Annotated in this window: 21 protein-coding genes; 13 read left to right on the top strand and 8 right to left on the bottom strand. The window is 55.1% G+C overall.

Annotated elements, in window-relative coordinates:
• Positions 1 to 30 precede the first annotated feature (30 nt).
• Together rlmN and AABB29_RS03740 are read right to left on the bottom strand one after the other, a co-directional pair.
• The gene (gene rlmN / locus AABB29_RS03745) at positions 31 to 1206 is read right to left on the bottom strand and encodes a 23S rRNA (adenine(2503)-C(2))-methyltransferase RlmN (protein WP_341368223.1); all 1176 of its coding nucleotides are present in this window, start codon (positions 1204 to 1206) and stop codon (positions 31 to 33) included.
• Between the two features lie 96 nt (positions 1207 to 1302).
• On the bottom strand, positions 1303 to 1833 hold the full coding sequence (locus AABB29_RS03740; RefSeq protein WP_341368224.1) for an invasion associated locus B family protein: 531 nt from the start codon (positions 1831 to 1833) through the stop codon (positions 1303 to 1305).
• Between the two features lie 196 nt (positions 1834 to 2029).
• Between AABB29_RS03740 and AABB29_RS03735 the strand changes: the two genes are divergently transcribed.
• On the top strand, positions 2030 to 3019 hold the full coding sequence (locus tag AABB29_RS03735) for an asparaginase (protein ID WP_341368225.1): 990 nt from the start codon (positions 2030 to 2032) through the stop codon (positions 3017 to 3019).
• Here AABB29_RS03735 and hisH read toward each other — a convergent pair whose 3' ends face one another.
• Positions 3020 to 3658, bottom strand: a complete 639-nt coding sequence (gene hisH / locus AABB29_RS03730) for an imidazole glycerol phosphate synthase subunit HisH (RefSeq protein ID WP_341368226.1) — start codon at positions 3656 to 3658, stop codon at positions 3020 to 3022.
• Entirely contained in the window at positions 3655 to 4242 is a 588-nt protein-coding gene (hisB, locus tag AABB29_RS03725) for an imidazoleglycerol-phosphate dehydratase HisB (protein WP_341368227.1), read from the bottom strand. The genes hisH and hisB overlap by 4 nt, the downstream gene beginning before the upstream one ends.
• Before the next feature lie 147 nt (positions 4243 to 4389).
• On the opposite strand from hisB, the gene AABB29_RS03720 reads away from it, so the two are divergent.
• The 5 genes from AABB29_RS03720 (at position 4390) to AABB29_RS03700 (ending at position 8978) form a co-directional block, all read left to right on the top strand.
• Complete coding sequence (locus tag AABB29_RS03720) at positions 4390 to 5202, top strand: hypothetical protein (protein WP_341368228.1); 813 nt, start codon at positions 4390 to 4392, stop codon at positions 5200 to 5202.
• 280 nt (positions 5203 to 5482) lie between these two features.
• On the top strand, positions 5483 to 6109 hold the full coding sequence (locus AABB29_RS03715; protein WP_341368229.1) for an outer membrane beta-barrel protein: 627 nt from the start codon (positions 5483 to 5485) through the stop codon (positions 6107 to 6109).
• A 109-nt stretch (positions 6110 to 6218) separates the two neighbouring features.
• Positions 6219 to 7085, top strand: coding sequence for a LysR family transcriptional regulator (locus AABB29_RS03710; protein WP_341368230.1), 867 nt, complete (start codon positions 6219 to 6221; stop codon positions 7083 to 7085).
• An 82-nt stretch (positions 7086 to 7167) separates the two neighbouring features.
• Complete coding sequence (locus AABB29_RS03705; RefSeq protein ID WP_341368231.1) at positions 7168 to 7956, top strand: exodeoxyribonuclease III; 789 nt, start codon at positions 7168 to 7170, stop codon at positions 7954 to 7956.
• Entirely contained in the window at positions 7953 to 8978 is a 1026-nt protein-coding gene (locus AABB29_RS03700; protein WP_341368232.1) for an alcohol dehydrogenase catalytic domain-containing protein, read from the top strand. Before AABB29_RS03705 ends, AABB29_RS03700 begins: the two co-directional genes overlap by 4 nt.
• 30 nt (positions 8979 to 9008) lie before the next feature.
• Here AABB29_RS03700 and AABB29_RS03695 read toward each other — a convergent pair whose 3' ends face one another.
• The 3 genes from AABB29_RS03695 to AABB29_RS03685 form a co-directional block, all read right to left on the bottom strand.
• On the bottom strand, positions 9009 to 9965 hold the full coding sequence (locus tag AABB29_RS03695; protein WP_341368233.1) for a type IV pili methyl-accepting chemotaxis transducer N-terminal domain-containing protein: 957 nt from the start codon (positions 9963 to 9965) through the stop codon (positions 9009 to 9011).
• 129 nt (positions 9966 to 10094) lie between these two features.
• A complete protein-coding gene (locus AABB29_RS03690; protein WP_341368234.1) occupies positions 10095 to 10337 on the bottom strand; it encodes a helix-turn-helix transcriptional regulator in 243 nt (80 codons plus the stop codon).
• Positions 10334 to 10861, bottom strand: a complete 528-nt coding sequence (locus AABB29_RS03685; protein ID WP_341368235.1) for a hypothetical protein — start codon at positions 10859 to 10861, stop codon at positions 10334 to 10336. Before AABB29_RS03685 ends, AABB29_RS03690 begins: the two co-directional genes overlap by 4 nt.
• 67 nt (positions 10862 to 10928) lie before the next feature.
• Between AABB29_RS03685 and AABB29_RS03680 the strand changes: the two genes are divergently transcribed.
• From AABB29_RS03680 to AABB29_RS03650, 7 genes are all read left to right on the top strand, one after another.
• Entirely contained in the window at positions 10929 to 11444 is a 516-nt protein-coding gene (locus AABB29_RS03680) for a hypothetical protein (protein WP_341368236.1), read from the top strand.
• A 43-nt stretch (positions 11445 to 11487) separates the two neighbouring features.
• On the top strand, positions 11488 to 11943 hold the full coding sequence (gene rsfS, locus AABB29_RS03675) for a ribosome silencing factor (protein ID WP_341368237.1): 456 nt from the start codon (positions 11488 to 11490) through the stop codon (positions 11941 to 11943).
• Positions 11943 to 12413 (top strand): 23S rRNA (pseudouridine(1915)-N(3))-methyltransferase RlmH, encoded by a 471-nt coding sequence (rlmH, locus tag AABB29_RS03670; protein ID WP_341368238.1) that lies wholly within the window; start codon positions 11943 to 11945, stop codon positions 12411 to 12413. Before rsfS ends, rlmH begins: the two co-directional genes overlap by 1 nt.
• A gap of 124 nt (positions 12414 to 12537) precedes the next feature.
• The gene (gpmI, locus tag AABB29_RS03665; protein ID WP_373636781.1) at positions 12538 to 14049 is read left to right on the top strand and encodes a 2,3-bisphosphoglycerate-independent phosphoglycerate mutase; all 1512 of its coding nucleotides are present in this window, start codon (positions 12538 to 12540) and stop codon (positions 14047 to 14049) included.
• The gene (locus AABB29_RS03660) at positions 14046 to 15098 is read left to right on the top strand and encodes a peptidoglycan DD-metalloendopeptidase family protein (RefSeq protein ID WP_341368239.1); all 1053 of its coding nucleotides are present in this window, start codon (positions 14046 to 14048) and stop codon (positions 15096 to 15098) included. Before gpmI ends, AABB29_RS03660 begins: the two co-directional genes overlap by 4 nt.
• Positions 15099 to 15111: 13 nt before the next feature.
• The gene (locus tag AABB29_RS03655) at positions 15112 to 16461 is read left to right on the top strand and encodes a S41 family peptidase (protein WP_341368240.1); all 1350 of its coding nucleotides are present in this window, start codon (positions 15112 to 15114) and stop codon (positions 16459 to 16461) included.
• Positions 16462 to 16583: 122 nt separating this feature from the next.
• Positions 16584 to 16952 carry a response regulator gene (locus tag AABB29_RS03650; RefSeq protein ID WP_341368241.1) on the top strand — a complete coding sequence of 123 codons (369 nt, stop codon included), beginning with the start codon at positions 16584 to 16586 and terminating at the stop codon, positions 16950 to 16952.
• Here AABB29_RS03650 and AABB29_RS03645 read toward each other — a convergent pair.
• On the bottom strand, positions 16949 to 19399 hold the full coding sequence (locus tag AABB29_RS03645) for an FAD-dependent oxidoreductase (RefSeq protein WP_341368242.1): 2451 nt from the start codon (positions 19397 to 19399) through the stop codon (positions 16949 to 16951). The genes AABB29_RS03650 and AABB29_RS03645 overlap by 4 nt on opposite strands.
• Positions 19400 to 19445: the final 46 nt, after the last annotated feature.

The following is a 19445-nucleotide window of genomic DNA, read 5'->3' as shown; positions in this document are numbered from 1 at the left end:
GATGTAGATAAATAACAGGCCGCGGCTGGCTTACAGCCCGGCCTCTTGTGCGATCTGGGCCCTTGATTTGCGGGCGCGTTCGGTTGCGGATTTCAACTGACCACATGCGGCCATGATATCTTCACCACGCGGTTTGCGCACAGGTGACGAGTAACCGGCATTATGAATGATATCTGCAAAGGCGCGAATCCGATTGTTCGATGACCTTTTATAGGGCGCGCCGGGCCATTCGTTGAACGGGATCAGGTTGATTTTGGCCGGAATGCCTTCGATCAATTTGATCAGACGATGCGCATCTGCATCGCTGTCATTCACCCCGTCCAGCATCACATATTCAAATGTGATCCGCTCAGAGTTGGATACCTTGGGATAGGCGCGCAGCGCCTCCAGCAGCTGGGCCAAAGGCCAACGCTTATTGATGGGCACCAGCATGTCGCGGACGGGATCGGTCGTTGCGTGGAAAGACACGGCCAATTGGCATCCGATTTCCTCTGCGGTGCGGGCGATTTCGGGAACCACGCCAGATGTCGATAGCGTAATGCGGCGGCGCGACAATTGGATTCCTTCGGCGTCCATAGCGATTTTCATCGCATCGCGAACATTTTCAAAATTATAGAGCGGCTCGCCCATGCCCATCAATACGATATTCGACAACAGGCGGGGGCCTTCGGGACGGGTGCCAAGGGCTGGCCATTCCTCAAGATCATCCCGGGCTATCAACAATTGACTGATGATTTCTGCCGCTGTCAGATTGCGGACGAGTTTCTGGGTTCCGGTATGGCAAAAAGAACAGGTCAATGTGCAACCAACTTGGCTAGAGATACACAATGTGCCGCGATCGGTTTCAGGGATGTAGACCACTTCAACCTCGTGACCGCCTGCGATGCGAACAAGATATTTGCGGGTGCCGTCCTCGGACACCTGGCGGGTGACAACCTCCGGGACGTCGAGTGTGAAGGTCTCGGCCAACATGGCGCGGTAGTCTTTGGATAGGTTCGTCATCGCGGCAAAATCGCGCACGCCCCAATGATAAATCCATTGCCAAATTTGGCCAACGCGCATCTTGGCCTGCTTTTCAGGGATCCCGGCACCAATTAGCGCATCGCGCATCGCCTCGCGGGTCATCCCGATAAGGTTTGGCGGGCCATCGGGCAGTTTGCGTGGAAAAGTCTTCACATCCTGCGTAATCGGTGCATTGGCGGTCATCGGTTGATACCTTTGGCTGGGGTCAAGCCCGCCATATAAGAGAAAGGGCCGGTTTTCACAAGAAAACCAGCCCCATATTGTCGCTTTACGCCGGTGTTAGCTTGCGCAGCGGCTTGCGGCCTCTTCCACGGCGGCAGTGAAGCCCAGCAAGCTGAAAGTATCCTGGGTTGTTGTTCCACGGCCCGAGCGGCCAGTGAGAACCGCGTTTGACCCGCGCTTCATTGCGGCGACGAATCGCGCATCATCCTCGGGGGTTGCGGGCCATGCAGTTTCATTTTCGGTAAACATCTCAAACGTGGTGTCGCCAACGCGCATCGATACGGTTGAACCATCAGCAAATGGGTAGCCGCCCGCGAACATAACTTGCCCCGAGACATTGGCTGAAGGACGATAGAAAACGATCAGACGAATATCGCCGCGGCGCACTGTGACCGCATTCCCATCGCGGGTGTTCAACGTCTCAACAGGGGCTGAGACGACCCAGCATTCATTGGGATCACTCTCTACAAAAACGTTCCAGTCGGTTTCGACCGCGACGCGGTTGTCGCTCTCTTCTTGCGCCAATGCGGCACCAGCCCAAAGGGCAATAGCCAAGGCGCAAACCGCCTTCGAAGTTTTCAAAATCATGTCACAGCCTCCAAGCTGTCCTTGCCTCTGGATGCCCTTCCAGATCGTTGATGCATCTTACGACACCATTTCCGCTGGCGGGGCTTGTTTCAACTCGATACCGTCTATCTTAGCAACAAACCGCGCGTCGGGGAAAGCCCCGTTCGGCGCCTCTTGCGGTATCGTGCAAACATAAACAATCCAAAAGGGCAAAAACATGGCAAACCCCATTGATTTGGTTGAGGTCTGGCGCGGTGATCTCGTTGAATGTATCCATCAAGGCCACGCGGTCGTTTGTGATGAAACGGGTCAAATCGTACAAGCTTGGGGCGATATCGAAGCGGTGATTTACCCACGTTCATCCTGTAAAATGGTTCAAGCCTTGCCACTGTTGGAAAGTGGGGCAGGCACCGCGCTCAGTGATGTGCAACTGGCACTGGCTTGTGCCTCTCATCAGGGGGCGGCAATCCATACCGGACCAGTGCGGGCATGGCTTGATGATCTTGGGTTGAGCGATGATGATTTGCGCTGCGGGCCGCAATTGCCGAGCGATCTGGACGCGCGCAATGGGCTGATCCGAGCCGATGAAAAACCCTGCCAGATCCACAATAATTGTTCCGGTAAACATGCGGGCTTCCTGATGCTGAACAAGCACATCAAGGGCGGGCCAGAATATGATCTGATCGATCATCCCGTGCAACAGGCCTGCAAAGCAGCGTTTGAAGACGTCACCCAAGAAACCAGCCCTACCTTTGGCATCGATGGCTGTTCAGCGCCAAATCATGCCTGCACTGTATATGGGCTGGCGCGGGCGATGGCCTTCTTTGCAAGAGCGCATGTGCGGTCCGATACACGCAGTGTTGCCGCGGCGCGCCTGGTAAAGGCCATGGCCAAATATCCCGCGCTTGTTGCAGGCGAGACGCGGGCCTGCACCGATCTGATGCGTGCCATGGATGGAAGGGTTGCGATCAAGACCGGGGCCGAAGGGGTCTATACGGCCATCATCCCTGACCTAAGAATGGGGGTAGCGGTGAAAATTACAGATGGGGCAACCCGAGCAAGCGAAGCAGCCATCACCGCAATTTTGGTAAGGCTTGGAGTGCTTGACGCAGATCATCCGGCGACGCAGGCGCGAATAATGCGTCCGATCAAAAACCGACGTGGGTTGGTGACGGGGCATATTCGGCCAAGTCAGGCATTCATATGATCAGGGGGCCCAGCACAGGAAGTTCCCGATCATACGCAGCCCGGCGCTTTGGCTTTTTTCGGGATGAAACTGTGTGCCGATCATCGTGTCGCGCCCGATGATCGCGGTGACATCGCCGGCATAGTCTACATGGGCCAAACGCTCGGCCGGGTTCGTCACATCCATCGCGTAGGAATGCACAAAATAGGCATGATCACCTGAACTGATGCCCTCAAGAACCGGGTGGGGATGATCGATGATCAGGTCATTCCAACCCATATGGGGGACTTTGAATGTGGGGTCGTCTGGTGTGATCTTACAGATATCGCCGCCGATCCAGCCAAAGCCGGGGGTAGGCTCATGTTCGTGGCCCGTTGTCGACATCATTTGCATTCCGACGCAAATACCAAAGAAGGGGCGGGCCTTGACGGTCACGGCCTCAATAATCGCTTCGGCAAGCGCGCTGCGGGCGAAAAGCTCGGAACGGCAATGCGGAAAGGCGCCGTCGCCAGGCAGAACGATGCGATCCGCACTGGCGACAACATCCGGATCAGATGTGACGGTTACCCGACCGGCGCTCACCTCATCAGCCATCCGTTCAAACGCCTTTTGGGCGGAATGCAGATTGCCGCTGTCATAATCAATCAGGGCTGTGATCATAGGCTGCCCTTTGTGGACGGAATCGCATCGGCCTTGCGGGGGTCTGTTTCAACCGCTTCGCGCAGGGCACGAGCAACGGCCTTAAAAGCGGCCTCGGCAATGTGATGTGCGTTAAACCCATGCAGCTTATCGATATGCAGCGTAATGCCACCATGGGTGCTGAATGCCTGAAAAAATTCACGCACCAATTCGGTATCAAACGTGCCGATCTTGCCAAAAGGCAGGTCCAGATTGCAGATCAGGTAGGGGCGCGCGGACAAATCCAGCGCGCAACGCACCTGCGCGTCATCCATGGCTAGATGGCAGGCGCCATAGCGGCGGATGCCCTTTTTGTCGCCCAACGCCTGTGTCAGCGCTTGGCCCAGTGCGATACCCACATCTTCAACCGTGTGGTGGTCGTCAATATGCAAATCGCCAGTGGCGCGGACGGTCATATCGATCAGTGCATGCCGGGATAGTTGATCCAACATATGATCAAAAAAGCCGACGCCAGTCTGGTTGTCATAGACGCCTGTTCCATCCAGATCGATGGTAACGGTGACGTCTGTCTCGGCGGTTTTGCGTGTGATCGTTGCGTTGCGCATGGCTGCACCCTTGATTGTCTTCGGCCTCTATAGGGGCATCCGGGGCAGGGGCCAAGTCTGGCGAAAAACTACATCGAGTTTTTAGCAAGTTTTAAGGGTTGGGTGCTTAACCTAGGACCAATCGTTGCCAGTTATCAGGAGAATCCGATGAAAGCCCTTATCCTCAGAAACCAACCCGATGCAGCAATCGCCAATGCGCAGGCTTTGTTGGGTCAAGGGTTTCAAATCCTTCACGTTGAGAATCGCGATGTTGCTGAAACCCTGATCCGCATGGACAGGATTGATTTGCTTGTAATGGATGAGGAACTTGATGGATGCCTGACCCATACAATCGCCTTGTCGGCCGAGCGGAAAAATCCGTATATCAGTTCGATTATCGTGACGGACCGTAGCCGCGAAGAAACCGATGATCTCTACGACCTGATACCCAGCCTTTATGCGCTTGTCGGGCACAACACGTCGCCGCAGATCGTTGGGCAATTGGCGCTTAGTTCTATGCATGATGTTGACGATCGACGCGAAAAGGTCCGCCAGACCCTACAGGCGGATATCACGGAAGAATTCACACCTGAGGCACAAGCGCCGGTCGCGGTTACCCAGATGGTTGACGCACCGCTTGTCGAAACGCGCGAACGTGTTGCGGCGCTCATGGCGCAGGATGTGCCTGCCGCGCTTCCCGCCCCCAAACCGGAAATCCCAACGCCAGCCATCATCGCGGTGCCGGAGAACGTGAATGTGCTGTCAGCCCAGACATTGGCGGATGATGATGTCCCATCTTACGAAGATATCGTCTTTGCGACGCCGGCATTGGCCGATTTATCGGATGTTCACTATTTTGATGATGCGGAGGAGATCGAAGAAGTTGCGAAAGCCCCCTCTGTGTTGCCAGAGCTGGTCAGCAATGGCGTACAGCGCCCGCTTGTGTTGACAGACGCGGTTACGAATGGGGTCCGTATGTAAGGCTCGTTTCGAAAATTGCGACACTGGCCACCGATGTAAGTCGACAACCCCGCCTGTTCTGGCGGGGTTTTTTGTTGTGTAGAGAGCTTTGGAAACTGTTGCGGATTTACGATTTGCAAAATTACATAGTCACTATGCAGTTATGCGCTTTTTCGTGATGCGATCGACTGGTTAAACCAAACACGCCAGACGATTGTGAGCAGCTAAGCGGCCACGGTCACAATGGCTTAGTTGGGCAGCCCTCTGGCGACATATTTTATCAACTTGGAAAGAGCTTCTTATGAAACGTCATTTATCAACCAGCATTCTCATCACTATTTTTGCAAATCCAGTTTTGGCGGGGGGCTTGTCCGACCCTATTATTCCGCCACCACCTTTGCCTGCACCTGCGACTGTACCATTTGACTGGTATGTAGGCTTGCAAGCGGGCCCAGCGGCAGGCGATTTGATCCCCGAACTGCCCGACACGGCATTTCCGGAAACATCCGTGGAAGGTGCATTTTATGGGCTGCATGGCGGGGTGCAACGCTCGTTCGGTGCGATCACTGCAGGTGTCGAAATCGACTACAACACCGCATCTTCGGCACTTGAGGATGAAGACAATTTAGTTTCCGCTGAAATAGACACTTTGGCGCATCTAAAGATACGGGCAGGCGGCAATTTGGGATCTGCGCTTATCTATGGGGTTGCTGGTTTGGCTTATGCATCGGGCGAAATTCAGCCAATAGGCGCGCCGGTCGAGGTCGCAGACACAGCACCATTTTACGGGATCGGGACGGATATAATGCTGTCCGAGAGCATCTCAGTCGGGGCGGAAGTTTTGCTGCACGAATTCGAGAACGTGGATGATAGCGCGGTTGATGTTGAATTCACAACGGCCATGCTGCGGGTCTCGTATCACTTTTGACATATCTCTGCGTGGGTAGGATACGCCCAAAAAATAACTTTGCATACCGACTGGGCCACTGCAGACTGCAGTGGCCTAAATGTATGAAATACAGGCAAGAAAGGCTGACATGAACTGGAACGATCTGAAAATTGTTCTGGCAATATCGCGCAACCGAACCCAATCTGCGGCCGCTGAAGTGTTGGGCATGGACCAATCGACTGTGGGGCGTCGGCTGAACGCAATAGAGGCCAGCCTCGGAACGGTGCTTTTCGTACGGTCGAATATGGGGTTTCAGCCAACAGAAGCCGGGCAGCGGGTGCTGGACCGGGCCAAGAAGATTGAAACACAGGTTTTGTGGCTCGAGGATGAAGCGCAAAGCAGTGCGGATACGTTGCATGGCCCGGTGACAATTATTGGCAATCACTGGACGTTGGATGCGATTATCGGGGCAGGGCTTGAGGATTTGCTAATACAAACGCCTGGACTTGAACTGCGGTTCGTTTCCGGCAGCGCCCATTGGCCGCTGACTCAAGGTAGGCCTGAACTGGCCCTGTGGTTTGAGATCGAACCAAAAGACGCCGAATTTGCTTTTCCAATCAGTGAGGTGGCTTATGCACTGTATATTCGTAAGGGGCGCGATCCGGATGTGGCTGACTGGGTGTCATTTGAAGATCCGCGCGCCAAACGTGCACCAGATAGGTGGTTGCGAAAACGCACCCGTACCATAGCGCGTGAAGCACTTGATGCGAATGATGCCGGGCTGCTTCTGACTGCGATAGAGGCTGGAATCGGTAAAGGTCTTTTGCCATGCTGCATTGGGGATCGCGCCAAGGACCTGGTTCGGATCGATTGCGGGCGGCCGGCGCTTGTACGGACGCTGCATGCTCATGCCAGCACCGATTTGGTGCAGACCCGGCGGCTGCAATGCGTTATTCATTGGCTGCAAACCCATGCACCGCGAATCTTTGCCGATCCCAAAGGTACATCTGGTTGAACCGGGCAGCACTTAGGTGCAGACATGGGTGATGTACCCCATAGGCTACCCCCAAAAAATCAGCCAGACAGAAAGCAAGCCCATGCCCTTCACTCTTGCCACCTGGAATATCAATTCGGTCCGTCTGCGCGAGGATATCGTCGCGCGGTTGATGCGCGAAGAGGCACCCGATGTCCTTTGCTTGCAGGAATGCAAAAGTCCGGTCGACAAAATCCCGCGCGAACAATTCACGGCGCTGGGTTACACACATATGGTTGCGCGCGGGCAAAAAGGATACAATGGAGTAGCGATTTTCTCAAAAATCCCAATGGTTGAGGTTGGGGCAGAAGACTTTGCTGATCTCGGCCATGCGCGGCATGTTGCGGCGCGGCTCGAAAACGGGGTGACCATCCACAACCATTATGTGCCTGCAGGTGGCGATGTGCCAGATCGCGATGTGAATGAAAAATTCGGCCAAAAGCTCGATTATCTGACTGATATGCGCGATGCGTTCAATGCCGCAAAGCCAGAGAAAGCGATTCTTGTTGGTGATCTGAATATCGCACCGCGTGAAGACGATGTGTGGAGCCATAAACAGCTTTTGAAAGTGGTCAGTCATACGCCAATTGAAGTGGAGCATTTCAATGCAGTAATGGACGCTGGTGATTGGTCCGACGTGACCCGGAATGACATCCCCGAGGGGCAGCTTTACAGCTGGTGGTCCTACCGGGCGCGGGATTGGGACGCGGCGGATAAAGGACGTAGACTTGACCATATTTGGGCCACGCCGGACATCAAAAATGCAGCACATGGATCACGGGTCATGCGGGCGGCACGGGGCTGGGAGAAACCAAGCGACCACGCCCCCGTCTTTGCGAGCTTTGATCTGTGAACGTCCCAACACAAATGCAGGCCTTGGTGCAACGCCATGACGGCTACGCCAACACCCAGACCGGGCCAATGATTGATGATCTGTCCCCCCTTTTAACGCATCAGACAATTCCGGTGCCCACGCCGGGCCCTGGGCAGGCTTTGATCAAGGTACATCTGGCGGCTGTGAACCCTTCGGATGTTCATTTTATTAAGGGCGAGTATGGGCAACCTCGCATCAAGGGTATCCCCGCAGGCTTTGAGGCTGTCGGCGAAGTTGTTGCCGGTGATACGCCTCTCGTCGGGCAACGCGTCAGCTTTTTTGCCAGTGCGTCGGGTACTTGGGCGGAATATGCGATGACGGATGTAAGTGGTCTGGTGCCCTGTAGGCCCGAATTTGCAGATGTTGATGCTGCGGGGCAATTGGTGAACCCGCTCACGGCGATCGCCATGTTTGATTTGGTCAGGCAAAGCGGGGCTGATAGTTTTGTGCTGAACGCAGCGGGTTCGCAACTGGGTAAGCTGCTGATTGGGCTGGGCCGGGATGCGGGTATCAAACCGATCGCGGTCGTGCGCAGAGCCGCCCAAGGTGATGCGTTACGGGCCCTCGGGGCGGCAGAGGTAATCGTAAGTCACAGCAGTGATGCAATAGGCGCAGCCAGCGATGTCTTTAAGACATTGAAACCGAGGGTTTTGCTGGATGCTGTCGGCGATCAGTTCACGGCGGATTTGTTTTTCCTTATGCCCAGCCACGCGCGCTGGGTTAATTATGGGAAACTTTCAACCGAAAAGCCTGCCTTGGGCGAGATGGGGCAACTGATTTTCCAGAACAAGGTGATCGAGGGGTTTTGGTTGACACGCTGGATGAAGCAAACTGATCCCACTCGCATTCCGCAGGCCTTTGCTGAAATTCAAGAACGGTTCGTGACGGGGCAATGGAAAACGGATGTCGCTGGTATCGTACCTCTTTCGAAGGCGATGGCAGACCTACCACAGGTGCTGGGCAAGCCGGATGGAAAGGCCTTTATCGACGCAAGGTGCTAAAGGCCTTTCCATTCGTAATACGCGAACGCCTTAATGCGCCCGTTCGGCATGTTCTTTGTAGTCGTCGAGCAAATGTTCAAGATCGGCCAGCTCTACCAAAAGATCGTGGAAAATCTCGGTTTTTTGCTCTTCATTCAGCTCTTCACCGTCAACAAGCCTTTGCTGGTTGATTTTAACGATGTCCCAGCGCGACAAAAGCAGGTCAAGATCAGTGCGGATCACGTCATTTGGTGCCGCTTGCAGCCCTGCATCCGGCATACCATAGCGCAAAGCGTTCAACGAGGTTTCAAAAACGGCCATAGTAGCGACTAGGTCTTCCTTAGCCTCTTCACTGTGATAGCCGGTCCAGATTTCGCAGGAATCTTTGGCCATTTTCTGGGTCAACATCAGCTGACGTCCCGCGATTTCAATCATCATCGCGTCGGCGGCTGTCATCTCATATGGATGGGCATAGCGGCCCGAGATATCGGATGACAAAATCGTTGTCAGGTCAAGCAGCTCGAGATTGTGATCATCAATCACATGAGCCGCGTCGACATTGTTGCTATCGGCAATCACTGCATCAATGGCGCTATGGATCGCTGACCATTCTTCCAGAACGTGTTCCAGATCGCGCACTATACGGGCATCTTCCTCCGGCCCGAGAATATGCAGTTCTTCATCACCGTCGCGAAGCGCGGCGATATAACGATCAAACTCTGCGGTTGCTTGCTCCAGAACGTCATGGGCTTCTACGACATCAATCCCAGATGTGACCGAACATGAGGCGGCTGCGACCTGCTGGGTGAGTGTCCGCAACTTTCCGGCAAGTAATATACGATCTGCTCCGTCTGATTCGATGACATAGTTGACGTCTATCAATTCGTCGGGTGTTGCGGCTTCCTGACCTATGGCAGGCGCGCTGCACAGAAACGTAGTCATTATTGCAATTGAGGAGAGCGCGAGGAAACCATTATGGCGCGGGGCGCTTTGGGTTAGTCTTAACATTGTAATTATCCAACTAGATACGACATCCCCGAAGTCGCGAAGCAAGTCGGCAGAATTGTGTCAAAAAAAGATCAAAATTTATCAAAGTTAACGCTGGGTCGGAAAATACCAACATATTGGCTTTATTGATTAAATTTTACGCACATCCTCCTTCTCAGAGGATAGATCAGCTTCAAGCAAATCACCGGGTTGGCACTTTAGTGCAGCACAGATCTTGGCTAGTGTGTCAAAACGGATGCCCTTTACCTTCCCGGATTTCAGTAAACTGATATTCTGCTCTGTGATGCCGACGATCTGCGCTAAGTCACGGGATTTCATCTTGCGCAGGGCCAGCATCACATCAAGGCGTACAATGATTTCAGGCTGGTTCATACAAAGGCCTTATTTTCGGAAGCAACGACTGACGCTTCGCGCATGGCCCAGCCTATGACAATAATCAATCCGCCCGACAGAGCAAAGAATAGCATGTCACTGTCCAACCCGATGGCCAGACTGCGCCCACCTGGCGGATTGTTCCAGGTAAGCAGCACGGACTGAATCGGACGTAGCACAAAGGGAATGATGGCAAGTGCTAGAAATCCTTGGCCAATACGTTGGATCAGTTTGGCACTGCGGTCCGTCAGGACCTCGCCCCGCTGATAGGCCTCAAACAGAATCCGCATTTCGTTCAATGTCAGCAGCAGAATAAACGGGCTAATCAGGTTGAGCGCAACGACAGCAATCAACTGCGCTGTGCTCGTCTCGGGGGATGCTGCGACTGTGTCCATATACAATTCGGGTGTCAGGGGTGTGGCCAAAAGACCGCCGATAATGGCAATTGGCAGTGCAACCATCGCGGCAATCGTTGCGCCGCGCAATATCCCGGCAAGTTTGGCGACATCTTGTATTTTAGACATAAATTTTCCTTTTAATCTATATAAATTAACGTAAAACAATAAATAATATATGTCAAAGGAGATTCTTATGCGATTTGTTCTTTTCCCTGTTTTAGTCCTTTCGGCTTGTAGCAGCCTTGTGCCGGCGACGGTGATGAAGCTGGGTGGACTGTCCCCATTAACTGCAGATCCGGCGGATTTTGCGGTGAATTTAAGCTTGCCCAATGGGGTCGATCTACGCCCAAATACGGCGAGATTGGTGTTCTCAGTAACGCGTTCCGACACCCAACACACTGAAGAGGGCATTTTTACACTGCAACGTGCCGGATCGGTCTTTACGATTCATCAGTCCGATCACGATGATCTGCGCGCCCTGCAAAGCGTGGCTAAAGAATGGAACGCGGAAAACCCTGATACGACGCAAGGCGCATTGTCAGTTTCTTTGTCACCTTGCCGTATCGGTACGGGACCTGAACCTGATGCTACAGTCAGCGTGGCCGTGCAAGTTGAGCAAGGCGGTCCGTTCCTGCCGCTTGTGAAAGGGGGACCACTATCGGTCGTAACATCGGAGGCGCAATTGCGTGAGATGCCGGACTGCCCGTAAGCAGGATGTTGAAAATTGTGCCGGGCATTGCTAACTTTGACTTGTGCCCGGCGCCGGGGCTGTGACGGCGCACCTTAAGGAGGACAATGCACTGTCTCTTTCCACGACGGCTGAAACGACAGCCACAAATGGGGCGCAAGCGATGAAGGCGCCGCAATCTGTAACCAGCGAAAGCCTGTTGGCCGCGGTTCTGAAGTCCCTTGAAGATGACAAAGGCGAAGACATCGTGCAGATCAATTTGCGCGGCAAGTCTGAGATCGGTGATTTCATGGTCATCGCTTCGGGGCGTTCAACCCGTCAAGTCACGGCAATGGCTGAAAAGCTGGCGGACCGGCTGAAGCAGGATTTCGGCATTCTTTGCAAGACCGAAGGCAAAGATGCGGGTGATTGGGTCTTAATTGATACGGGCGATATCATCGTCCATATTTTCCGGCCCGAAGTGCGCGAATTTTATCAGCTCGAAAAGATGTGGCAGCCTGGGGCGGCCGCCACACCCTGATGCGCGTTCAGATCTGCGCTGTGGGCCGGATGCGAAAAGGCCCCGAGCGCATGCTCTATGATGATTACCTGACCCGGTTTGACCGGACTGGGCGCGCTCATGGGCTTGGGCCTGCACAGCTGATCGAAGTTGAGGATAAAAAGGGCGGCGGCATGGCCGCCGAAGCGATTTTGTTGCAACGTGCCATTCCTGATGGCGCATTGATCTGCACCATGGATGAGCGTGGCAAGTTAGTGTCCTCTCCTGATTTTTCGCAACAACTAGGCGCTTGGCGTGATCAGGGACGGCAGGACGTTGCCTTTGTCATTGGTGGTGCCGATGGTATTGCCTCGGACTTGCGGGCGCAGGCGGACGCGTCATTGAGTTTCGGAAAGATGGTTTGGCCGCATATGCTGGTCCGTGTGATGTTGGCTGAGCAACTATATCGGGCGGCTTCTATTCAGGCGGGCAGCCCCTATCATCGGGCGTAGGCGTCTAGTCGCGCTGCCACGACGCGCTCCGCGCGGAAGTATTTTGGGCAAAATGATAAGAGCATTGGTTTTGTTCGTTCCGCAATTGCGTTAGGACAGCATCAAGTAAAAGAAGGAAGCCATCATGCCTGCCCCCAAACCTGTTGTCTTATGCATTCTTGACGGCTGGGGGTTGCGCGATGATGACACCGCGAATGCGCCTAAACTGGCCAATACGCCACATTTTGATCAAGTGATGCAAGGCCCACATGCGCAGCTTTTGACCCACGGCAATGATGCGGGGCTGCCCAAGGGCCAGATGGGCAACTCTGAGGTTGGCCATACCAATATCGGCGCGGGCCGGGTGGTTGCCATGGATCTCGGCCAGATCGAATTGGCGATTGAGGATGGATCATTCTTTGAGGCTGCCGCATTGCAGGCTTTTGTCACCACGATGAAAGAAAGCGGCGGCACTGCCCACCTTATCGGTGTTGTTTCAGATGGGGGCGTGCATGGTCATGTCGACCATATCATTGCGGCGGCCATAGCGATGCGAGATGCCGGGGTGCCCGTGGCCATCCATGCTATTACCGATGGGCGGGATGTGGCCCCATCGTCGGCCGACGGGTTTATGCGGTATTTGAAAGAAAAGCTGCCCGCTGGCGTGCAAATTGCGACGGTCATTGGCCGATATTTCGCGATGGATCGTGATAACCGATGGGACCGAGTGCAATCGGCCTATGATGCGATGGTCAATGGGAAAGGCGCTCGGGCAACCTCTCCGAGCGCTGCGATTGACACAGCCTATACCGACGGAACCACAGATGAATTTATCCCTGCCACGGTGATTGGGGACTATGCTGGTTATGCAAAGGGCGACGGGCTCTTCTGTTTGAATTTCCGTTCCGACCGGGCGCGGGAAATTCTGGCTGCGATTGCGGATCCAGGCTTTGATGGCTTCGTTCGGACGCAGCCTGAGTTCGCGGCGCTATTGGGGATGGTCACCTATTCAGATCGCCATGATCAGTGGTTTGAAACCGTTTTTCCCAAAAGGGATATTCAAAACACATTAGGGGCTTGGGTCGCGAAACACAGGCTACGCCAGTTCCGCCTTGCTGAAACCGAGAAATACCCGCATGTAACCTTCTTTCTGAATGGGGGAATTGAAACGCCTGAAAATGGCGAAGATCGGTACATGGCCCCATCCCCCAAAGTGGCCACCTATGATCTGCAACCGGAAATGTCTGCCGGTGAGGTGACCGAGAATTTCGTCAAAGCGATTGGCGAGGGCTATGATCTAATCGTAACGAACTATGCCAACCCGGATATGGTTGGCCACACGGGTGATTTGGACGCGGCGATAAAGGCGTGCGAAGCTGTTGATAAGGGGCTTGGCGCGGTTTTGAGCGCGCTTAAAGCCGCAGGTGGTGCGATGATTGTCACGGCGGATCACGGCAACTGCGAAACTATGATCGATCCTCAAACGGGGGGGGCGCACACGGCCCACACGCTGAACCCTGTTCCCGTTGCTTTGGTGGGTGGACCAGAAGGTGCGCAACTGCGTGATGGCCGACTAGCTGATCTGGCCCCAACCATCCTTGATTTGATGGGCCTTGACCTGCCGCCCGAGATGACCGGGCGCAGCTTGATCACATGAAGATCCTGCCCCTTCTTCTTTGTTTGGCAAGCCCGCTTGCCGCTCAGCAAGAGGCGACGGATGCGGCGGCCCAATTACAAGCGGCGCGTGCGATGCTGGAAGAGGCCCAGACGGGGCGTGACCGGATCGAGGCCCTGACTGAAACCGTGCAGGCCTACGAGGCTGGACTGGTTACTATGCGCGCAGGACTGCGCGAGATTGCCCTGCAAGAGGCCATGCTGGCAGACAGGCTCGAACTACAGCAGGCGGAGCACGCCCAACTTCTTGGGGCACTCAGTGCGATTTCGCAGACACCGCGACCGGTGACATTCAGTCATCCGCAAGGTGCCGCCCAATCAGCGCGTGCTGCTATGCTGATGACAGATATGGCAGCCGCGTTGCAGGCTCAGGCGACCGCTATGCGCACGCAATTAGACCAGGCTGCGACATTGCGCGGTGCGCGTGAAGAAGGGGTGGATATGTTGCAGTCGGGGTTGGAAGGGGCGCAAGCCGCTCGTACTGCGCTTGGCCAGGCCGTGTCTGATCGTGTCGATTTACCAACCCGTTTTGACGCCGATCCGCTGCAAACAGCTCTGCTTTTGGCAAGTGCGGAAACGCTCGCGGATTTTGCGACCGGCCTTGCTGCGCAAGCACCCGATGCGCGCGAAACGGTTGTACCAACCGGGTCACTCGCATTGCCCGTCGCTGGGATCGTTTTGCCACAGACCAACCGGCCGGGAGTTACGATTGCTGCGGCGCCGCAGGCGCTCGTCACGACGCCGATCGGGGCAACCGTGCTGTTTCAGGGGCCTTTGCTCGACTATGGAACGGTGGTGATTTTAGAGCCATCTGCCGATGTGATGTTTGTTTTGGTCGGGCTTGATAAGGTGCTTGTCCAGCCCGGCGAAATCCTGCCCGTCGGGGCGCCAATTGGTTTTTTGGCAGATGTTGACAGGATTTTGACCGAAAACGAGGGATCATTAACGGTTCAGGCGCAGCAAACGCTTTATCTTGAGGTGCGAGACGGGCAATCTGCGATTAACGTCGATAGGTGGTTCGCGCTGGAGTAGACAAGGATAGATGATGAAAAAGATGATTTTGGCCGCTGTGGGCGGCGCTGTGCTTGGGCTTGGTGTGACCAGCCAGATTGCGGGACCACTTCTCGCACAAGAGGCGCGGGCGAACAGCAATGTCTATGAGCAGCTTGATCTGTTTGGCGATATTTTTGAACGCATCCGTGCCGAATATGTCGAAGAGGTCGACGATAAAGATCTGATCGAGGCTGCGATCAACGGTATGCTGACATCTCTTGATCCGCATTCCAGCTATCTTTCTGCCGATGATGCGGCGGCAATGCGGATCAGCACCACTGGCGAATTTGGCGGCCTTGGTATCGAAGTGACCCAGGAAGAAGGCTGGGTAAAGGTTGTCTCGCCCATGGATGGCACGCCTGCGGATGCGGCGGGCATTCTGGCCGGTGATTTTATTACAGCTGTGGACGGGGAAAGCGTACTTGGGCTGACATTGGATGAGGCCGTGACATTGATGCGCGGCCCTGTTGGAGCCGAAATCATCATCACTGTTGTTCGCGAAGGCGAAAGCGAGCCCTTTGATGTATCCATTATTCGTGACACGATCAAACTGACTGCAGTACGGTCCAGAACAGAAGGCGAAGCCGTTGTTCTGCGCGTGACCACTTTTAATGAACAGACCTTCCCCAATCTTGAGGAAGGGATTGCTGAACAGATCGAAGCTGCAGGCGGGATCGATAACGTTGACGGCATTGTGCTTGATCTGCGTAATAATCCTGGCGGACTACTGAACCAGGCAATCTTTGTCTCGGACGCTTTTCTCGACGCCGGTGAGATTGTCTCGACCCGGGGGCGCGACCCGGTAGATGGCGACCGGTTTAACGCAACACCGGGTGATTTGGCGCAGGGCAAACCGATTGTTGTGCTGATCAATGGCGGTTCGGCATCTGCCTCTGAAATTGTGGCTGGTGCGCTTCAGGATCACCGGCGCGCGATTGTGGTCGGGACCAATTCATTTGGCAAAGGCTCGGTCCAGACGGTGTTGCCTGTCCAAGGGGACGGGGCGATGCGTCTGACAACAGCTCGTTACTACACGCCATCTGGCCGCTCGATCCAGGCGCTTGGCATTTCACCCGATATCATCGTTGAACAGCCGCGTCCGACTGATGCGGCGCTTGATGGTGAGGACGAGGATGCACCCCGTCAGCGTACCGAAGCAGGGCTGCGTGGCTCGCTTGATAATGATAGCCTGTCCGAGGATGAAATCCGGCAGATCGAAGAAGACAGGGCGCGTGCAGAAGCGGCCGCTCAACTGCGTGAGGATGACTATCAGCTGGCTTATGCCATTGACATCCTCAAGGGGCTGAACGCTCTGGGGCCACTTCAGAACGGCAAGCCTTAACGCGACAAAAGGCCTGCCCCTTGGATCAGGGGTAGGCCAAGGCAAATATCGATTTGCACAACCATGGGTTGCTGTGTCACAAACCTGCACCGGGATCGATTCTGGAAAAAGGGCCATGTACAGTGCTTGATGGGCTAAATATTCTCTTGGTCGAAGATGACGTGCTGATCCTGCTCGATCTTAAAGCAAGTCTGGAAAACGCTGGCGCGCATGTTACGACCGCAAGTTCTCTGCGCGATGCGCTTAAGTATTGCGAGGCTGATTACGCCGCCGCTATTTTGGATATTCGGCTGCCCGATGGTGAAGTGTTCCCGGCAGCTGAACGGCTGGCACAAGCCCGTATTCCCATCATCTTTCATTCCGGAAATGCCGGCTGCGACAGTGCACGAGCGCGTTTCCCAGATGCCGCGGCGCTGTCAAAACCTGTTCAAGAGCAGGTTTTGATCGCAACAGTGCAGCAAAAGGCAAAATCGACGGCGCGGATAAACTAGTCCTTCGCGCGCGTGCCCGTTGGATCATAAAAGGGTTTTAACTGGGCTTCGGCTCTTACTTTTGTCCCCATCACATCAATCTCATATGTGCTGGCAAGCATATCGGTGACGGGCTCACCAGGTGCTGTGCAGGGCACATAGCCCATGCCAACCGCGGCCCCTAAATGGTGGCCAAAGCCACCCGATGTCAGGTAGCCTACCACCATGCCGTCGCGCAGGATCGGCTCATTATGGTAGAGCAGCGGTTCGGGGTCTGTCAGCTTGAATTGAACCAGGCGCCGGTCTAACCCGGCATCGCGTTTGCGCAAAACCGCGTCACGCCCGATAAAATCGGGCTTGTCTCTCTTCACCGCAAAGCCAAGCCCAGCCTCAAGCACATGGTCCTCCGCCGTGATATCATGCCCGAAATGCCGGAACCCTTTTTCCATCCGGGCGGCATCCATCATATGCATGCCGCAGAGTTTCAGGTCCATGTCCTGGCCCGCGGCATGCAGCGTCTCAAAAACGTGGGCGGCCATGTCGGTCGCGACATAGACCTCCCAGCCCAATTCACCCACGTAAGTTACCCGGTGGACCCGGGCCATACCCATCCCGATCTCAATCTCTTGGGCGGTGCCAAACGGATTGTGATCATTGGAAAAATCAGCGGGTGAGACTTTCTGCAAAAGTGCGCGCGCATTTGGCCCCATGACGGCCAGCACGCCTTCGCCTGCGGTGACATCGGTGATCACCACGTTGAAATTGCCGATATGACGCTGCATCCACACCTGATCGGCCAACCGGGTCGCCGCGGGGGTCACAACCAGATAGCAGGTTTCAGATAGGCGGGTGACGGTCACATCCGCTTCGATCCCGGCCTTGGCGTTCAGGAATTGGGTATAGACGATCTTGCCCACCGGCACGTCGTATTCGCCACCGCCGACATAGTTCATAAAGGCCATTGCATCGCGGCCTTCGACACGGATTTTCCCGAAAGACGACATGTCATACATGCCCACATTGGTACGGATCGCGTTGACCTCGGCAGCGACATTGCCAAAGAAATTTTGCCGTTTCCATGAATATTCATAAGCAGGCGTCTGGCCGTCATTTGCAAACCAATTGGCGCGCTCCCAACCGGCCAGTTCGCCCATCACCGCGCCATTGTCCAACAGATGCTGATGGAATGGGGTCCGCCTGATTCCCCGGGCCGTGGCCTTTTGACGGAAAGGGAAATGGTCAGCATAAAGCAGCCCCAACGTTTCCTTTGACCGTTCAAACAGATAGGTTTTGTTGCCCTGAAACGGTTGCATCCGGCTGATATCGACATCGCCCAAATCAAAAGGTTTCTCGCCCGCATCCATCCATTGCGACAGGGCCATGCCCGCGCCACCAGCCGATTGAATCCCGATGGAGTTAAAGCCAGCAGCCACCCAGACGTTGTCCATCTCAGGTGCCAAACCGAGGTGATAGGCGTCGTCAGGGGTAAAGCTTTCGGGGCCATTAAAGAACGTGTGAATGCCCGCGTCGGCGAGCATGGGCAGCCGTTCCACGGCGGCCTCTAGGATGGGTTCAAAATGGTCGAAATCCTCGGGCAGTTGGTCGAATTCAAAATCCTCAGGGATCCCGTTCATCGCCCAGGGCTTGGCGGTCGGTTCAAAGGCACCGAGCAGCATTTTGCCCGCATCTTCTTTGTAATAGGCGCATTCGTCGGGCACCCGCAGCACGGGCATCTGGGTCAGCCCCTTGATCGCTTCGGTCACAATATAGAAATGCTCGCAGGCATGCAGCGGGACATTCACGCCCGCCATGCGTCCGACTTCATGGCCCCACATTCCGGCGCAATTGACGATCATATCGCAAGCAATCGTGCCGGTTTCATTACCTGCAGCCCAATCGACAGAGGTCACCCTGCGGCCATCACGGTTGATGCCGGTGACCTTGGTTCGTTCCGCCACCACAGCGCCGTTTTGGCGTGCCCCTTTGGCCAGCGCCAGCGCGATATTGGCCGGATCACCTTGCCCATCACGGGGCAGATACACACCGGCAGTGACACCATCGATATTCAGATGCTCATAGCGGTTTTTGACTTCCGTGGGCGAGATCTCTTCGACCTCAACACCAAAGGCGCGGGCCATCCCAGCTTGGCGGTAAATTTCTTCGCGGCGCTCTTCGGTCAGGGCCACGGTGATGGACCCGCAACGCTTAAACCCTGTGGCCACGCCTGTTTCGGTCTCCAGATTGCCGTATAGCTCTTGGGAATATTTCGCGAGCTTGGTCATATTGGCCGTGGCACGCAGTTGCGCGATCAGCCCAGCAGCGTGCCATGTGGTGCCTGAGGTGAGCTGTTTGCGTTCCAGTAATACCACGTCTTTCCAACCAAGCTTGGCCAGATGATATGCGACCGAACAGCCAATAACGCCGCCACCAATGATCACAACACGGGCTGAAGCGGGGATCGTTGCCATAAGAATTCGTCCTTTCAGAGGGCTGCGGCCGGACGGGGGCCGGTGC

The organism is Yoonia sp. BS5-3 (genome assembly GCF_038069655.2).
Lineage (GTDB): Bacteria > Pseudomonadota > Alphaproteobacteria > Rhodobacterales > Rhodobacteraceae > Yoonia > Yoonia phaeophyticola.
This window is presented reverse-complemented; position numbering and strand designations above follow the sequence as displayed.

Bases quoted from the DNA above. Each gene is read 5' to 3' on its own strand.
- AABB29_RS03680 (WP_341368236.1), top strand. From the start codon at position 10,929: ATGCGATTTGTTCTTTTCCCTGTTTTAGTCCTTTCGGCTTGTAGCAGC.
- rlmH (WP_341368238.1), top strand. From the start codon at position 11,943: ATGCGCGTTCAGATCTGCGCTGTGGGCCGGATGCGAAAAGGCCCCGAG.
- AABB29_RS03740 (WP_341368224.1), bottom strand. From the start codon at position 1,833: ATGATTTTGAAAACTTCGAAGGCGGTTTGCGCCTTGGCTATTGCCCTT.
- AABB29_RS03645 (WP_341368242.1), bottom strand. From the start codon at position 19,399: ATGGCAACGATCCCCGCTTCAGCCCGTGTTGTGATCATTGGTGGCGGC.
- AABB29_RS03685 (WP_341368235.1), bottom strand. From the start codon at position 10,861: ATGTCTAAAATACAAGATGTCGCCAAACTTGCCGGGATATTGCGCGGC.
- AABB29_RS03710 (WP_341368230.1), top strand. From the start codon at position 6,219: ATGAACTGGAACGATCTGAAAATTGTTCTGGCAATATCGCGCAACCGA.
- AABB29_RS03695 (WP_341368233.1), bottom strand. From the start codon at position 9,965: ATGTTAAGACTAACCCAAAGCGCCCCGCGCCATAATGGTTTCCTCGCG.
- AABB29_RS03705 (WP_341368231.1), top strand. From the start codon at position 7,168: ATGCCCTTCACTCTTGCCACCTGGAATATCAATTCGGTCCGTCTGCGC.
- gpmI (WP_373636781.1), top strand. From the start codon at position 12,538: ATGCCTGCCCCCAAACCTGTTGTCTTATGCATTCTTGACGGCTGGGGG.
- hisH (WP_341368226.1), bottom strand. From the start codon at position 3,658: ATGATCACAGCCCTGATTGATTATGACAGCGGCAATCTGCATTCCGCC.
- AABB29_RS03690 (WP_341368234.1), bottom strand. From the start codon at position 10,337: ATGAACCAGCCTGAAATCATTGTACGCCTTGATGTGATGCTGGCCCTG.
- AABB29_RS03660 (WP_341368239.1), top strand. From the start codon at position 14,046: ATGAAGATCCTGCCCCTTCTTCTTTGTTTGGCAAGCCCGCTTGCCGCT.
- hisB (WP_341368227.1), bottom strand. From the start codon at position 4,242: ATGCGCAACGCAACGATCACACGCAAAACCGCCGAGACAGACGTCACC.
- AABB29_RS03715 (WP_341368229.1), top strand. From the start codon at position 5,483: ATGAAACGTCATTTATCAACCAGCATTCTCATCACTATTTTTGCAAAT.
- rlmN (WP_341368223.1), bottom strand. From the start codon at position 1,206: ATGACCGCCAATGCACCGATTACGCAGGATGTGAAGACTTTTCCACGC.
- AABB29_RS03735 (WP_341368225.1), top strand. From the start codon at position 2,030: ATGGCAAACCCCATTGATTTGGTTGAGGTCTGGCGCGGTGATCTCGTT.
- AABB29_RS03720 (WP_341368228.1), top strand. From the start codon at position 4,390: ATGAAAGCCCTTATCCTCAGAAACCAACCCGATGCAGCAATCGCCAAT.
- AABB29_RS03655 (WP_341368240.1), top strand. From the start codon at position 15,112: ATGAAAAAGATGATTTTGGCCGCTGTGGGCGGCGCTGTGCTTGGGCTT.